Below are 15,976 nucleotides of genomic sequence, written 5' to 3' on the forward strand. Positions count from 1 at the left end.
AGCCTTGGAGCAATAAAAAAGGCGCGAGTTCAACTCGCGCCTTTTTTTGACCGACAACCGGGAAACGAAGGCCGTTACGGGCGGTCGTCGATTTCCTTCTCGGTATTGGCCGGCGGAATCAGGTCTTCCGAAGACAGGTTCAGCCAGATCAGCACCACGTTGGCGATGTAGATCGACGAATACGTACCCGCCAGAACACCGATGAACAGTGCGATGGAAAAACCGAACAGGTTGTCGCCACCGAAGAACAACAGCGCCGCGATCGCCAGCAAGGTGGAGATCGAGGTGGCCATGGTGCGCAGCAGGGTCTGCGTGGTCGAGATGTTGATGTTCTCGATCAGCGAAGCCTTGCGCAGTACGCGAAAGTTCTCACGCACCCGGTCGAACACGACGATGGTGTCGTTCAGCGAGTAACCGATGATCGCCAGCACCGCCGCCAGCACCGTCAGGTCAAAGGTGATCTGGAAGAACGACAGAATGCCCACGGTCACGATCACGTCGTGAACCAGCGAAACGATGGCGCCGACCGCGAATTTCCACTGAAAGCGGAAAGCCAGGTAGATCAGGATGCCGCCGAGCGCCAGCAGCATGCCGAGGCCGCCCTGGTCGCGCAGCTCTTCACCAACCTGCGGGCCGACGAACTCGACTCGCTTGACCGTCGCCGGGTTTTCGCCGCCAACCTTTTGCAGCGCATCCGCCACCTGATGACCGAGTTGCGGGTCTTCGCCCGGCATGCGCACCAGCAGGTCAGTGGTCGCACCGAAGTTCTGCACGATGGCTTCGTGATAACCGGCGGTAACCAGCTGCTCACGCACCTTGGTGACATCGGCCGGACGCTCGTAGGTCAGCTCGATGAGCGTACCGCCGGTGAAATCCAGGCCCCAGTTCATGCCCTTGTGGAACACGCTGAACAGAGCCAGCACGGTAAGGAACAATGTGACGCCGAACGCGAAGTTGCGAACGCCCATGAAGTTGATTGTACGTAACATGGCAGCCCCTTAAATCCACAACTTCTTGAAGTCACGACCGCCGAAGATCAGGTTGACCATCGCGCGGGTCACCATGATGGCCGTGAACATCGAGGTAAAGATCCCGAGGGACATGGTCACTGCAAAGCCCTTCACCGGGCCGGTGCCCATGGCGAAGAGGATGCCGCCGACCAGCAGGGTGGTCAGGTTGGCGTCGAGAATCGCAGTGAAAGCCCGGCCGAAGCCTTCGTTGATTGCACGCTGTACGGTCATGCCGGCGGCGATCTCTTCACGGATCCGCGAGAAGATCAGCACGTTGGCGTCGACCGCCATGCCCATGGTCAGAACGATACCGGCGATACCCGGCAGGGTCAGGGTTGCCCCCAGCAGCGACATCAGTGCCAGCAGCAGCACCATGTTCACCGCCAGTGCGACAGTGGCGATCAGACCGAAGAAGCGGTAGATGGCGATGATGAACAGCGAGACGAACAGCATGCCCCACAGCGATGCATCGATACCCTTGGTGATGTTGTCCGCACCCAGGCTCGGGCCGATGGTGCGTTCTTCAGCGAAGTACATCGGAGCCGCCAGACCACCGGCACGCAGCAGCAGCGCCAGCTCGGAGGACTCGCCCTGGCCGTTCAGGCCGGTGATGCGGAACTGCGCACCCAGCGGCGACTGAATGGTCGCCAGACTGATGATCTTCTTCTCTTCCTTGAAGCTCTGCACCGGTACGTCTTTCTCGACGCCATCGACCATCTGCTTGACGTAGGTGGTCACCGGACGCTGCTCGATGAAGATCACCGCCATGCTGCGACCGACGTTGCTGCGGGTCGCGCGGCTCATCAGCTCGCCACCGTGACCATCCAGACGGATGTTCACTTCAGGGGTGCCGTGCTCGCCGAAACCGGCCTTGGCATCGGTCACCTGGTCACCGGTGATGATCAGGCTACGCTCGATCTGCGCCGGAGGACGCTTGCCTTCACGGAATTCGAAAGTCTCGGAGGTTGCTTTCGAAGCACCTGGTTCGGCAGCCAGACGAAACTCGAGGTTGGCGGTCTTGCCCAGGATACGCTTGGCTTCGGCAGTGTCCTGCACGCCCGGCAGCTCAACCACGATACGGTTGGCGCCCTGACGCTGGACGAGAGGCTCGGCAACACCCAGCTCGTTGACACGGTTGCGTACCGTGGTCAGGTTCTGCTTGATGGAGTATTCACGGATTTCCGCCAGCTTGGCCGGGGTCATCGCCAGACGCAGCACCGGTTGATCGTTGAGATCGGCCGGAACAATGTCGAAATCGTTGAAGTTCTTGCGGATCAGCGCACGGGCCTGCTCGCGGGAGTCAGCATCGCTGAAACCCAGCTGAATGGCGCCGTTGAGCTGCGGCAGACTGCGGTAACGCACCTTCTCTTTGCGCAGCAGGCTCTTGACGTCGCCTTCATAGACTTTCAGGCGTGCATCGAGGGCTTTTTCCATGTCCACTTCCAGCAGGAAGTGCACGCCACCGGACAGGTCCAGACCCAGCTTCATCGGGTGCGCGGCCAGATTGCGCAGCCATTGCGGAGTGGTCTGTGCCAGGTTCAGCGCGACGACGTAGTCATCACCCAATGCCTTGCGCACAACGTCTTTGGCCGGCAACTGGTCTTCTGCCTTGGTCAGACGGATCAGACCGCCCTTGCCGTTCGCTGCCAGATTCGAAGCCTTGACGTTGATCCCGGACTCCCTGAGCGCGGTGCTCGCGCGGTCCAGGTCGGCCTGATTGACCTGCAGGGCCGTGCTGGCGCCGCTGATCTGAATGGCCGGGTCATCGGGGTACAGATTGGGAGCGGAATAAATCAGACCGATCGCCAGCACCGCCAGGATCAGAATGTATTTCCACAGAGGATATTTGTTCAGCATCACGCCGCCCGTTATGAACGCGGGGCGCCTTGCGCGCCCCGTCGATTGAGTAGAAGTTGGAACCTTAGATCGCTTTCAGCGTGCCTTTTGGCAGCGTGGCGGCGATGGCGCCCTTCTGGAACTTCATTTCCACGGTGTCGGAAACTTCCAGAACCACGAAGTCATCGGCCACTTTGGTGATCTTGCCGGCGATGCCGCCGGTGGTGACCACTTCGTCACCCTTCTGCAGGCTGTTCAGCAGGTTCTTCTGCTCTTTGGCGCGCTTGGCCTGTGGACGCCAGATCATCAGGTAGAAGATGACCAGGAAGCCGACCAGGAAAATCCACTCGAAGCCGCCGCCCATAGGCGCTGCAGCCGGTGCGGCCGCGTCAGCCATGGCGTTAGAGATAAAAAAGCTCATTTAGCACTCCAGTTGCAAATGTTGAATCTTGGGGTCAGAAAACTCAGTCCAAAGGCGGAACGGGGAGCCCGCGTTTGGCGTAGAAGGCATCGACAAAGGCGGCCAATGTACCCTGTTGAATAGCCTCGCGCAAACCAGCCATCAGCACCTGATAATGGCGCAAGTTATGGATGGTATTGAGCATGCTTCCCAGCATTTCGCCGCACTTGTCCAGGTGATGCAGATAAGCGCGGGAGAAGTTCTGGCAGGTATAGCAATCACAGGTCGGATCCAGCGGCGAATCATCATGGCGATGGAACGCGTTACGGATCTTCAGCACGCCTGTATCAATGAACAGATGCCCGTTGCGGGCATTACGGGTTGGCATCACGCAATCGAACATGTCCACACCGCGGCGCACACCCTCAACCAGATCTTCCGGTTTGCCAACGCCCATAAGGTAACGAGGTTTGTCAGCCGGCATCATGCCCGGCAGGTAATCCAGCACCTTGATCATTTCATGCTTCGGCTCGCCCACCGACAGACCGCCGATGGCCAGGCCATCGAAGCCGATCTTCTCCAGGCCTTCCAGCGAGCGCATGCGCAGATTCTGATGCATGCCACCCTGAACGATGCCGAACAGCGCCGCCGTATTGTCGCCATGGGCATTCTTCGAACGTTGCGCCCAGCGCAGCGACAGCTCCATGGACACACGGGCGACGTCTTCGTCAGCCGGATACGGAGTGCATTCATCGAAAATCATCACGATGTCCGAGCCCAGATCGCGCTGGACCTGCATCGACTCTTCCGGCCCCATGAACACTTTCGAGCCGTCGACCGGAGAAGCGAAAGTCACGCCCTCTTCCTTGATCTTGCGCATGGCGCCCAGGCTGAACACCTGGAAACCGCCGGAGTCGGTCAGGATCGGACCTTTCCACTGCATGAAATCGTGCAGGTCGCCGTGTTCCTTGATCACTTCGGTGCCAGGTCGCAGCCACAGGTGAAAGGTGTTGCCCAGAATGATTTCCGCGCCGATCGCCTCGATATCCCGCGGCAGCATGCCCTTGACCGTGCCGTAGGTGCCCACCGGCATGAAGGCCGGCGTCTCGACGGTGCCACGGGGAAAGGTCAGGCGACCACGACGAGCCTTGCCATCGGTGGCAAGCAGCTCAAACGACATACGGCATTGGCGACTCATAGTGTTTCCTCAGGGCCACGCGGTGCGGGATTACGGGTAATGAACATCGCATCACCGTAGCTGAAAAAGCGGTAACCGTTGTCCACGGCGGCTTTATAGGCGGCCATGGTTTCCGGATAACCGGCGAATGCCGAAACCAGCATCAGCAATGTGGATTCAGGCAAATGGAAGTTGGTCACCAGGGCATCGACCACATGGAACGGCCGCCCCGGGTAGATAAAGATGTCGGTGTCGCCACTGAACGGCTTGAGCACGCCATCGCGGGCGGCGCTTTCCAGCGAGCGCACACTGGTGGTGCCCACGGCAATCACCCGGCCACCCCGGGCGCGGCAGGCCGCAACGGCATCGACCACATCCTGGCCGACTTCGAGCCATTCGGTGTGCATGTGGTGGTCTTCGATTTTCTCGACGCGCACTGGCTGGAAGGTACCGGCGCCAACGTGCAGCGTCACGAATGCGGTCTCGACGCCCTTGGCGGCGATCGCTTCCATCAGCGTCTGGTCGAAGTGCAGCCCGGCGGTCGGTGCAGCCACCGCACCCAGCTTCTCGGCGTAAACGGTTTGATAACGCTCGCGGTCCGAACCTTCGTCCGGGCGATCGATATAGGGAGGCAACGGCATGTGCCCGACCCGGTCGAGCAACGGCAGCACTTCTTCGGCAAAACCCAACTCGAACAGCGCATCGTGACGCGCCAGCATCTCGGCTTCGCCACCACCGTCAATGAGGATCTTCGAACCCGGTTTCGGCGACTTGCTGGAGCGCACATGGGCCAGCACGCGGTGCGTATCGAGCACCCGCTCGATGAGGATTTCCAGCTTGCCGCCGGAGGCTTTCTGCCCGAACAGCCGCGCCGGAATGACCCGGGTATTGTTGAACACCATCAGATCGCCCGGGCGCAAATGCTCCAGCAGATCAGTGAATTGACGGTGTGCCAGGGCGCCGCTGACCCCGTCCAGGGTCAACAGGCGACTACCGCGACGCTCGGCCAGAGGATGGCGGGCAATCAGCGAATCAGGAAGCTCGAAGGTAAAGTCAGCAACGCGCATGATGGGGTTCGTCTAGCAGGGCCGGAAAGTCTAGCGGAAATATCGAAAATTGACCATGAAACGTGATTGACCAACGGTAGGCACCTCTCTATACTTCGCCGCCATTGAGCCCTGATGGCGGAATTGGTAGACGCGGCGGATTCAAAATCCGTTTTCGAAAGGAGTGGGAGTTCGAGTCTCCCTCGGGGCACCAAAATTAGAAAAGGTCTTGCTTTGCAAGGCCTTTTTTTTTGCATGGCGTAAAGCGGCGTAGACACTTTGACACGTCACCTCATGTCAATCGCGAGTGGCAGGTTAATGAACGTGTCTACGGGAAGATCGATCAAGCGACTCGAGCTAAAGATGGAGCTTAAATGAGACGTCAAGCCCTTATAAAAGCGGTGAAAAATGTAGTCTCTGACATCAGAGAGACTTCATTGAAAGACATGTTCAGCGAGTTGTTGAACGTCACTCGCAAGAAGGACGTCGATAATCCAAACTCGGCATTCAACTTTCGTACGTTCCTCGACTATTCCCTACGCGTCGCCCAGTACACGAGTGCCGAAAGACAGATTCTTGAGATCATGCATCTTTCTATGCTCCAAGATCCAGACTGGTGGCAAAACGCGCCTTCACTTGAAGGCAGCGACCTGTGGGCAATTTCGCGAAACATCCACTTCACATTGGAATGTCTGCCTCTCTTGGTAGCAATGCTGGAACGGGATTATGTCGACCAGAGTGAATCCGAAACCAAGGAAATGATAGCTAGCGGTATGGATACGCTGAGCATCTTGTTGGTAGAAGATCACGATCAACGATCCACCCCCGATCGACTAATCCTCACACTCCAAGGTGTCACCGAGATTTATCAAGCTATCGCCACAATGGAGGGCGAAAGCCACAGCGACTTGGCGGTAGTAGCTATAGACTCCGGCAGCGATAAGTCCTTTGATTTCCTGGGACTCGCGAAAGTTATGGAAATCTTCAAAGAGACGTTGTTAGCAATCTGGGACAGACGCGTTTTCCATCGACATGTGCACGTCTCAATGTGCATCCAAACTATCGCCGAGTCGCTTCCAGTCATCCAACAAATCCACGAAATGAAAGAGGCTGGAGCGATATCACCTGAACAAGCAGAGCTGCTTAAAAGGCAGATGGTGAGCGGCACGTCAAAGCTACTTGAGGTGGGTGCGATAAGCTCTGAGATGGAAGCCCAACCGGGATCGTCTCCACGTGCTCTTATGCGTCCGGAGCCGAAGCTACTAGCAGCGCCTATTGATACAAACCGGAAAGAGTCTGAGCCCAGTATCGAATCCGATGTACGTGATGAAAGCGATCTGAGCGACGACGACATCGATGAGCTTGAGCGACTTCTGGCAAAAGCAAAAAAGAAACGCCAATGACGCCCTCCCCCTACGATACGGAACAGTCACGTGCTGTCGAGGCTTATAGAGAGCTCGTAATCAGCTGTAAAAGCTGATTACGAGGTTTCGACTCCACCCCTCACGCGGGGCACGCGTCCGAGATCAAGCGGCTACAAATCCTGATTGATTGGGAAGACGGTGTGCGATTCGCGAACACCAATATCAAAAAGGCCCAGAAGGAAATCAGCCACGCGCAGACAGATCTCCAAAAGCTGCAGGATAAGCGTGCAAAGCTTTCAACCAAACTTCAGAAACTGGAGAACGAAAAACGCACCGAAATTGAGAAAGCTCAATCTGCTGAGCAACAAGCGGCAGCCGGTTATGCAGCGGCATTGAGTGAAGGAGACGACGCGGACGAACAACGAGCGGAGAAGCTTCTCAAGCAGGCATCAGAGGCCCTGACGCTGGCGACACGCGGTAAACGCGGAGTCGCAACCGTTGTGAATGCCTTGACGGCCGAAGTCGAAAAGCTCGATGAAACTATCACCGTCACCAAACAGCACTTGACCGATCTGCGCCAAGACCAGCTACGAGCAGCTCGCTTCCTCTGGGCCGACCGCCTGGACAAAGCCGCTCAGGACTTTGCAAACGTTGCAGCACAATTGTCCGCCGCCGAAAAAGCACTGGGCCGATATAGCTCGCTGCAGGATCTGTACCTGCCATTGCAGGCACCTATGGGGCGGCAACACATTAGCCAAAGTGAAATCCGTGAGAAGGCAAACGCGATCTCTATCGAGCAGCTCCTGGCTGCGTGACCATCTTTGCATCGCCGCGGCAGGCGGTGATGCTCTCCCCTCCAACCGGAACAGCATTCGCGGAACACCAAACGTGTTCCGCGCAACTGGTGTTCCGGTTGTTCGCATTTGGTGTTCCACCTTTGAAAGCCTTGAAAGACGTGGCCTCCAGTAAATCTGGAACACATGGAACACACGGAACACCTGTATTTGCACACCTCCGCATTAGCATTCCCCTCGCCCCTTTTCACAGCGTGAACCTTCAGCGAGAACAGACGCGGCAGGTAGCTCCGGATCTTCGAAGGTCTACCCTGACTTCATCGCAGCCTGCGCACCCGACACGGCAGATTTTATGGGTCCTCCCGAAGGGGGGCTCCCTACACGGGTTATCAGACTCGCAGGTTTTCTCTAGCTGAAATTTTTCCAGAGATGTCCGTCTTTTTTCGATCTCTGCGTCATATTTGGATATTCGCCTCGACAACCACAGAAATCCCAACACACTGTAAGCATAGCCAGTACTGAATATCCGCAAAAAAATGGTCACTTGATGGCCTGACTGGAAAAGGAGACAGAGCCGAATAGGCCTTCAAATAGGCTTGCGGGAGTGGCCCACTTGGTTAATTCTAGCTGGCAGGGCAATACGCCAGTACGGTCACCTGAACCCGACGCAATCATAATTTACGGAACAATCATGGATGTTGATGACGAGTTTTATTCAGCCAAGCCAAGAGAACAAGTAGGTCGCGACACATTTGCACGCTATAAAGCGCAAGTGCGTGCGGCCAGTTTAGCAGCGCTGGCTATATTAGAAGGTGGAGAAACCGACAGAATATATTGCGACTATCATGATGATTTCGTTATTAGAAAAATTAAATCTGGCCGCGCCAACTATTTATTCGTCCAAGTTAAAACGAGAGGCAAAGCGAATAAAAACTGGACAATAAACGAAATATTCGGATTAAAAAAATCGACTAAAACCAAGAAAGCGACGCAAGATCCGAAGCTCGTAAAGGAAAGCTTTGGCGGAAAACTATTGCAGCATACGATATTGTTTCCGGAAACCTGCGCTGAAATAGTCTTCATGACTAATACACACCTCGATGACTTAGTTGAATCAATCGCTGATTGTATAACCGCAAAAGACCCAACAAACGAATATGTGAAATTTCTGTCTGAAAAATTTAATGAGTGCTTCAATCAAGACAGCCCCGACAAGATTTGCGAAAGTGACGCTTTAACGAAATTAGCTAAACTAAGATTTGAAACCGACGTCCAGTACATCAAAGAAAAAAATCACAATTTCGAATCTCTTGCAAGAAGCTCAATATATGATTACAGCGAGATTGATCTCGACCACAACGAGTCCAAGCAAATCATCATTGGCTTATTAGAATTAACGTCAAAAAAATCGTCAGGAAAAATAGTAGACCTGAGCGAGTCAACCATTAATGAAAACGCTTCAATAGAGATAAACGACCTATTAGACCTCTTATGTATTTCTAGGGAAGCATACAAAGCATTATTGAAAGGCGATGACCCAAAGGCCATTAAATCAGCTTCTGTAATTCAAAGAGCGCTTGCCTCAGCCGGTGCTAGCAATGACGAAATCGAATACGCATCTAGATGCAAGACCAGCTGGGATATATGGTTGAGAGAAAATCGCAACCGGCTTTCCGACTTCGATATAATTTCGATAACCTCTTATATAGACGAATCATTCAACAGTATTTTTCAAGCCGGAAAAAGCTTAAAATTATCGGACGCAAACCCTATAATACTTCAGCTAAGAAATCGCCTCACAGAGCAAGGAATTATTTTCGACCTCGACCCAAACCTGTTACTTGGAGGCTTCTTTTCCGCCCTCGTGAGATGCAAATCATGAACTATGAACAGTTTTTTGAAAGCGTTAGCAGTCGCAATATAGAGATATCATTTACAAATGAAGAGATTCAAAAGAAATACCATCTAAACAATGAAGCTTTATTTCAACTCCCTCTAATTGCATTAGTCGTACTGTTATTGTCAAAGGAAAAAAGAAAACCTTCAATTACGGAGATTGGTCAGCTGGTAGGAGAATCGATCGAAAGCGCGATGGTTGGCTTCAAGGGTTCGTCGCAACACATCGGCTGGTCTGCGATATTGCGCATTCGCACCGTAAAGGCAATTAGTTTTCTTGAACGCTCCGCACTAGTTTCGATTCGAAAATCCGACAACCGCATGACAGCGACTGTCTTAGGGCAAAAAGTCATAGAACGTGCCCTTTCAAACGACGACGACCTTTCCTATAACCTATCATTGATACGACGTGCTTATAGAAACGTCTGTGTGAATCGACAATTAGACATGGAGTTGATATGAGACTTTTACGACTGAGGATTCTGCCTCGCGGCGCCTCTGGCTGGGCCTCAGAAAATTTGGAATTCGGAGCTGATATCACACAGCTGTTTGGACCAAACGGCTGCGGAAAATCACCTCTTATTAAATCAATAGTATTCTGCCTTGGATACCCAAGCAGTTTTCGAGACGACATTTATGACCATTGCCTTAGAGCCGAGCTAGATATATCAATCAACGAAATAGTATTTACAGCACGCCGAACCTTTACTAAAACTGTAGATATAGAAATATCCACCCCTGGCCAACCAACACAAAGTTTTTACAACGAGCTCGACTACACTCGATACTTATTCAACTTACTAAATTTGGATATACAGCCACTCGTATCAGTTGACGAAAAAAAGGCCGCCAATCCTTATTTCTCATCTTTGCTACCAATATTCTATCTTGATCAAGAGGATGGATACCGGAAGTTCTACAGCCCCGCGCATTCATTCCTCAAAGATCAGCCCTCAGAGGTTTTACGAATATTGCTCGGACTCCCACCCAAAAATGCTTTCGACAAAAAAAAGAAGCTTATTGAGGCGAGGCGCGAATTAGAAGTTCGGGACAGACAGGTTTACTCTTTAAAAAAAGAATACGAGGCCGCTCACAAGATTCACGGCTCGGGCAATAAAGAATTAATCGACCATGAACTGAAGGCATTGTATCAACGACTCGAAGAGTTGCAGTCTAGCTCCGCTAACAAAAATGCTTCAACTGAGGCACTAGACGAAATAATCGGAATGAACAATGACTCTATTAGAGCGCTAGATCGGGAACTATCCGACATCGCAAAAAGGGATCGAAGCTTTCAGCAAATCCATGCCGAGATAGAAACAGAAATTAATACACTTAGCCTTAACGAAGAGGCAAAAAGAGTATTTACATCATTTGAAGAAATTTGCAGTTCAGCGAGCTGCCAATTATTTTCTTTCAGCTCAGACTCTTATGGGAAAAATCTGCTATACCTCAAAGATCAGCTAAAAGATTTAGAACGAAATGTTAACATTGGGAAATTACGCTCCGAACAAATTCTAAAGCGACGAACAGAGCTCAAGGAACAAGTTACAACCTTGGTTGAAAAAAGGAATAAGTTGTCAGGCGCTTCGGAAGTTAAAGCACTGGTCGAAGCGGTATCCCAAACGAACTCAAGAATTTTCAGCCTAGAGCATGAGAAACAATCAATTCTAAATTTAGAAGCGCTCTCCATCAAATACTTGGAATCGTTAACACTCCAAGAGATAGCAATTTCAGCTAAAGAAGAACTTGAAATAGGAGGGCAAACCAATCCTTCAATTATAAAATTCCGCACCATCCTCAATACAAACATGTTGAAATGGATGGCAATTCTCGACACAAATAATGTTTCAAGTGAAATTACATTCCAAAATGATTTTACTCCAGTTTTTGGTGGAGAGAGAATATCGCAGTTGGGGGGTAGCACCCGTATACGGGTGATTCTCGCTTATCACGCGGCTCTTCTGGAGTGTTTCTACATGATGGATAAACAGAAAATATCTTTCATTATTTTCGACACTCCCAAACAACAAGATATGCATGGTGTCGATCTAGGACGATTCATAGATGCATTAAAATTATTTGCTAGCGCGACGGGAACTCAAATCATAATCTCAGGCACAGAGTACCATTACAATGGCGACAGCCGAGATGTTGATTGGGAACCAAAATTCCAGGGAGCGAAACAGAAAATGTTCCTTCATGAAATTAGCAAATCCTCAAGAGTGGAAGTTCGCTAATGAATGAGTCTCGCGTGCGAAACAAGGTTTCAGTGCGCTGTGCTAAAAATGCTGCTACCCGTCTTCCTAGGAAGGGCTTGCTCATGAATCAATTAAGGAATAGTTACAGATGACAGACTCTTTAGCTGACATAGATGCTTTGGCATTGAAGTGCAGAGCTGAGCGTTCAAGGGATTACATCTCGGAATCAATCCAGTGCTATCGAGCTGGGGCTTATAGATCCTCCATAGTCCACACTTGGATCGCCGTGGTATTCGATCTAGTTGACAAGATTCGTGAGCTGGCGCTGGCTAACGACCCCATCGCAATTCGTATAAATACTCAATATGAGAACTACATTTCTCAGATTAACCAAGGCAATGATCAAGGGGTAAAGAATGCGCTCGAATTCGAACGCACGATACTCTCCACCTGCCGAAAGGATTTGGACTTTTTCGACCATCAACAAATGACCGATCTTGAGCGCTTGCGGGAGGATCGCCATCAATGTGCACACCCATCCTTCCAAAGGGCCGGTGTGCCTCATCGTCCCTCGGCGGAGCTTGCCAGGCTGCACCTAAGGAATGCGGTTGAGCATGTTTTGTCCCAACCTCCAATTCAGGGTAAATCGGCCATCGCAGAAATCATTACAACCATAGCCTCCGAATACTTTCCGAAGGATCGATATCAAGCCACCACTGTGTTACGCCAGACGCCTTTGGCAAATCCTTCAGACGCATTAATTCGAGGTCTCATTGATGCGCTCATCTTCGGGTATGCCGAAGCTGGAAACCCTGTTCACGAGAAAATCCAGATAGGTGCGGCGTTATCTTCCTTGCTGGACACTCACAGAAATGTCGCGGAGCCAAGAATTGCTCAACAGATGAGTACTCTTGTTCGTCGAATTGACGATAACGGATTGCCTGCGGTTGCTCGGCTTGTAGCAGCAACATCAGAGGCGATTAGCCTCATTGACGATGCTGCTCGGCTACGATTGAGCGAATTTTTGAGGATAGGCCCCGAGGCCGACGTACTCCCTGCAATGGCAGGAATAGGACGCCACCCGCTAATGAATGCGGTCGTAAAAGAACGAATCCTGGGATTCGGAATAGAAAGGTTGGTGACGGCCATTCAAGAACACGGTATGGCCGATCTGGTAAAAGAACGAGCTTTAGGGCTGCTTTCTGAATCGAGCAGCTGGAATAAGACCAATGACGTATTCGAGCGACTCTTGCTACCTCTTTTTACAAATTTAACGAGAGATGACGTCGAGAGAGTAATTCGAATGCCTACAGAAACAGGCGCTGACTTGCCTGGGGCAAATATGTACGAACAATTTATTGACCAGGTCAGCCGCACAGGGATCATTCCTGACGCAGAGCTCGACACCTTACTAAACAATAATCGAGCGGATTATTTGGTGAGGATTCGTCAGCGTGAACGTGAACGGACACGCGCCCAGCAGCAGGCTTGATTTTCTCAATGGTTTTTTTGGTGTGTTCAGCTTACTAAGGCTGAACATCCCCGTGCTAGGAAGCTCCAAGGTGTATCCCTATATGTATCCCTAGCTATATAATCTAGCTGCAAGCCACGTAATATATGGAACCCTACGGTCTCCCTCGGGCACCAAAATTAGAAAAGGTCTTGCTTTGCAAGGCCTTTTTTTTCGCCTGCCGGAAAGTGCCGCTGGCCCTCCGGCGTGATCTCGCACAGGTTCACCCCATGGAAACGTCACTGGAAACAGTCGCCCTTTTCTCCCTGAAACTCGCCTACGAGGAAGAAGGCCTGAGCCCGATTTTGCGGGATGATCTGGTCATGGGCGACTATCAGAAAGACGTGTTCGAACTGCTGGTGCGCAGGGGTGATATCGAGGCGATCCAGTTCAAGATGAGCGAGTGCCTGGCACTGGCGATGGATGCCTTGGGTGGCACCGAGAAACCTATGGGGCGGGAACTGCACAAGTTGTCCACCGACCTCGGGCAGGCGCAGTCGCTGGAGCAGCTGGATCAGCCGCTCCTCGCGCTCAAGGGTTATTTAAAGGACATTCTGTAATCAGACGCGCGCTCTGAAGAAACAGCCCCTCGGATTACTTGCGTATTTTTACCACTTGAATGTCGACGGGGAACCCGCCTGGCCCTTCCAGCCTCTTCCATCCCACGTATTGAAAAATCGCGTCCCGATCGATGGTATCGCCCCGCTCCACCATGGCTCCCCCCAACACCGCGACCTCCCTATAGATTGCGCAACTGCCCTCATCGGGATGGGTGTTGTAGATCACATAGGGTTTGACGTATCGCACGGCACGAAAATGTCGGCCGCAACCCCAGTCGACCGTGATCATCAATGTCTTCAGATATGCCTCGCCATCCATATCCGAATCCTCGGCGATCTCGTGCAGCTTGCCCAGTTCGCCCACGTCGCTAAAGCCCAGAGCGCGGGCGCGCCGGTATTCCGGGGACTCCAAATGCTCGGCCTCAGCCTTTAAGGCCTTTTGAAGGATCTCTTTGTCCTGGACGTTATGTTCGTTGTTCCAGATTTCGGTCGCTTGGGCAATGACGTTTTCGCAACGGGCATAGTCGGCAGAGGCAAGGTTTGCCTGGGTGAGGTGCTGGCGATGGAGAAAAACGGGTCGCATCAAGCTATCGATGCGGAGCATCGCTTCCCTGGCTGTCAGGGTCCCGTTTTGAACGTTGTTCACCAGTTGCTGAAAATGATCACAATCAGAGAGGTATCCCTTCCAGGCGACCTCCGCGGTGTCGGCGGCAAATGCTGGAGTCATTACGATTGCAAGGAGGAAAGCGCCGAGCAGGCGCGAGATACCAGAAATACCAGGCATGTGTAGTCCGTTACGCAGATGAAGAAAGTGGCGCGACGCTACTATTTTGATATCTTCTCATCCATTGCTGACTATCGCATCAATAGCACCTCTCTCCAAAAAAACTGCATTCAAGGAACGAACCGCATGTTTGCCTTATTTTACTTCTTCGCCTGGGCCGCCATGTGGGTTTGGGTCGTGAAGAAGCGTGGCAACTGGAATCTGCTTCTGGCCAATCTGGCAGGCGCCGCCAGCGGTTTTCTGGTGGCACTGGCCATCTCGATTGTATGTTCCGGCCTTTTCCCCTCAGCCGTCACCCCGTCCTCCGCAAATTTGCTCCGCGACCTGCTGGAGGTGATGACAACCGCCGGGGCGATTGCGGGAGTCTGGATGTGGATGCTCCGCCGCCCCCAACCCGAACAACCGCTGGCCCGTCACCTGCTCGCTGGCCTGCGCGGACTTACTGCCGGCGTCACGACGCTGATGTTTTTCGTACTCAACTTTCGCTGAACAACGCTTACGTCACTGGTATCACGCTTCTATTTTGATATCTTGCCGTCCATCTTCAGCGCCCATCGTCGGGGCGACGCTGATTTCCGGTTTTTGCAGGTTTAAGGAAAGGATCGAATGGAGTTTCTGCGTTTTCTGGCATTTGTCGCGGCCTGGGGTTTCATGTGGCGCTGGGTGGTGAAAAACCGCGGCAGCTGGCATCTGTTCTACGCCAACATCGTGGGGGCGGCGGGTGGCTTGATTGTGGGGATGGTGGTGTTGTCGATCACGCTTTCACTGTTCCCGTCCGCGCATGACTATGAGGCCACGCAAACTGAAAACGTCGTGGCGCAGGACGCAGAACCAACCTCGCTGCTGCCGGAAGCCGAGTCGACCGCAAGCCAGGCTGCTCTGAAAGCCGCGCCGGTGTTTGCCGCTATCGAGCCGGACAACAAACCCTCTCCACCGGATTCAGCCTTGCTGCCGAACTACGCCAGTCGGGCGCCGAAGACCCTGTCGGTGCAAACCGTGCTGGACCAGAGTGACGACCAGGGGCGCAAAGCCCTGTCAGCTCTGAGCAAAAAACTGCGCAACGATGCGCAGGGTGACAAGTCGATGCTCGCGTATGTCATGTGCAGCCCGTTCGTGACCAGCACCCTGCGCTTCCCCGCGTCTGCCCGCTTTGCCGACAGCAAAAGCATCGCGCCGCAACGCTTCAAGGATCAGGTCTACTCCTTCAGCAACAGCGTCACCGCGCGAAACATGAATGGCGACGACGTCACCTACCGTTTCGACTGCTCCGTACAGGAACAGCCCAGCGTCGACGCAAAGCCAGCCGAATGGCGCCTGTTGGCGCTGAAGCTGCAAAAGTCGGACTCTTAAGCCTCGCTTAAGGGTTGAAGGCACAGGCTGAGCTATCATCGCCAGCCT

General features: G+C 52.8%; 15 protein-coding genes and 1 tRNA gene. 10 read left to right on the forward strand and 6 right to left on the reverse strand.

Features of this window, described 5'->3' with window-relative positions:
- Nucleotides 1–74 precede the first annotated feature (74 nt).
- The 5 genes from secF to queA form a co-directional block, all read right to left on the reverse strand.
- Complete coding sequence (secF, locus tag NWV16_RS23090; RefSeq protein ID WP_065257677.1) at nucleotides 75–989, reverse strand: protein translocase subunit SecF; 915 nt, start codon at nucleotides 987–989, stop codon at nucleotides 75–77.
- A 9-nt stretch (nucleotides 990–998) separates the two neighbouring features.
- Complete coding sequence (gene secD, locus NWV16_RS23095) at nucleotides 999–2,867, reverse strand: protein translocase subunit SecD (protein WP_065257676.1); 1,869 nt, start codon at nucleotides 2,865–2,867, stop codon at nucleotides 999–1,001.
- A gap of 64 nt (nucleotides 2,868–2,931) precedes the next feature.
- Entirely contained in the window at nucleotides 2,932–3,267 is a 336-nt protein-coding gene (gene yajC / locus NWV16_RS23100) for a preprotein translocase subunit YajC (RefSeq protein ID WP_065257675.1), read from the reverse strand.
- Nucleotides 3,268–3,310: 43 nt separating this feature from the next.
- Nucleotides 3,311–4,426: a tRNA guanosine(34) transglycosylase Tgt gene (gene tgt, locus NWV16_RS23105; RefSeq protein WP_260523576.1), complete on the reverse strand. Its 1,116-nt coding sequence runs from the start codon at nucleotides 4,424–4,426 to the stop codon at nucleotides 3,311–3,313.
- Nucleotides 4,427–4,440: 14 nt separating this feature from the next.
- Nucleotides 4,441–5,490: a tRNA preQ1(34) S-adenosylmethionine ribosyltransferase-isomerase QueA gene (queA, locus tag NWV16_RS23110; RefSeq protein ID WP_065257673.1), complete on the reverse strand. Its 1,050-nt coding sequence runs from the start codon at nucleotides 5,488–5,490 to the stop codon at nucleotides 4,441–4,443.
- A gap of 108 nt (nucleotides 5,491–5,598) precedes the next feature.
- Here queA and NWV16_RS23115 point away from each other — a divergent pair.
- From NWV16_RS23115 to NWV16_RS23150, 8 genes are all read left to right on the forward strand, one after another.
- Nucleotides 5,599–5,683 (forward strand) — tRNA-Leu (locus NWV16_RS23115).
- Nucleotides 5,684–5,843: 160 nt separating this feature from the next.
- Entirely contained in the window at nucleotides 5,844–6,872 is a 1,029-nt protein-coding gene (locus NWV16_RS23120; protein ID WP_260520898.1) for a hypothetical protein, read from the forward strand.
- A gap of 161 nt (nucleotides 6,873–7,033) precedes the next feature.
- On the forward strand, nucleotides 7,034–7,648 hold the full coding sequence (locus NWV16_RS23125) for a hypothetical protein (protein ID WP_260520899.1): 615 nt from the start codon (nucleotides 7,034–7,036) through the stop codon (nucleotides 7,646–7,648).
- Nucleotides 7,649–8,318: 670 nt separating this feature from the next.
- Nucleotides 8,319–9,509, forward strand: a complete 1,191-nt coding sequence (locus NWV16_RS23130) for a DUF4297 domain-containing protein (protein WP_260520900.1) — start codon at nucleotides 8,319–8,321, stop codon at nucleotides 9,507–9,509.
- Nucleotides 9,506–9,985 carry a hypothetical protein gene (locus tag NWV16_RS23135; RefSeq protein WP_260520901.1) on the forward strand — a complete coding sequence of 160 codons (480 nt, stop codon included), beginning with the start codon at nucleotides 9,506–9,508 and terminating at the stop codon, nucleotides 9,983–9,985. Before NWV16_RS23130 ends, NWV16_RS23135 begins: the two co-directional genes overlap by 4 nt.
- Nucleotides 9,982–11,763 carry a hypothetical protein gene (locus NWV16_RS23140; protein WP_260520902.1) on the forward strand — a complete coding sequence of 594 codons (1,782 nt, stop codon included), beginning with the start codon at nucleotides 9,982–9,984 and terminating at the stop codon, nucleotides 11,761–11,763. Before NWV16_RS23135 ends, NWV16_RS23140 begins: the two co-directional genes overlap by 4 nt.
- A gap of 109 nt (nucleotides 11,764–11,872) precedes the next feature.
- Nucleotides 11,873–13,216 (forward strand): hypothetical protein, encoded by a 1,344-nt coding sequence (locus tag NWV16_RS23145; RefSeq protein ID WP_260520903.1) that lies wholly within the window; start codon nucleotides 11,873–11,875, stop codon nucleotides 13,214–13,216.
- Between the two features lie 248 nt (nucleotides 13,217–13,464).
- Complete coding sequence (locus NWV16_RS23150) at nucleotides 13,465–13,794, forward strand: hypothetical protein (protein WP_260520904.1); 330 nt, start codon at nucleotides 13,465–13,467, stop codon at nucleotides 13,792–13,794.
- A gap of 34 nt (nucleotides 13,795–13,828) precedes the next feature.
- On the opposite strand, the gene NWV16_RS23155 is transcribed toward NWV16_RS23150, so the two are convergent.
- Nucleotides 13,829–14,578, reverse strand: a complete 750-nt coding sequence (locus NWV16_RS23155; RefSeq protein ID WP_260520905.1) for a hypothetical protein — start codon at nucleotides 14,576–14,578, stop codon at nucleotides 13,829–13,831.
- 18 nt (nucleotides 14,579–14,596) lie between these two features.
- On the opposite strand from NWV16_RS23155, the gene NWV16_RS23160 reads away from it, so the two are divergent.
- Together NWV16_RS23160 and NWV16_RS23165 are read left to right on the forward strand one after the other, a co-directional pair.
- Entirely contained in the window at nucleotides 14,597–15,067 is a 471-nt protein-coding gene (locus NWV16_RS23160; RefSeq protein WP_260520906.1) for a hypothetical protein, read from the forward strand.
- A gap of 117 nt (nucleotides 15,068–15,184) precedes the next feature.
- Entirely contained in the window at nucleotides 15,185–15,928 is a 744-nt protein-coding gene (locus NWV16_RS23165) for a hypothetical protein (protein WP_260520907.1), read from the forward strand.
- The last annotated feature ends 48 nt before the right edge of the window (nucleotides 15,929–15,976 follow it).

This window comes from Pseudomonas sp. BW7P1, from assembly GCF_024981055.1.
GTDB lineage: Bacteria > Pseudomonadota > Gammaproteobacteria > Pseudomonadales > Pseudomonadaceae > Aquipseudomonas > Aquipseudomonas bananamidigenes.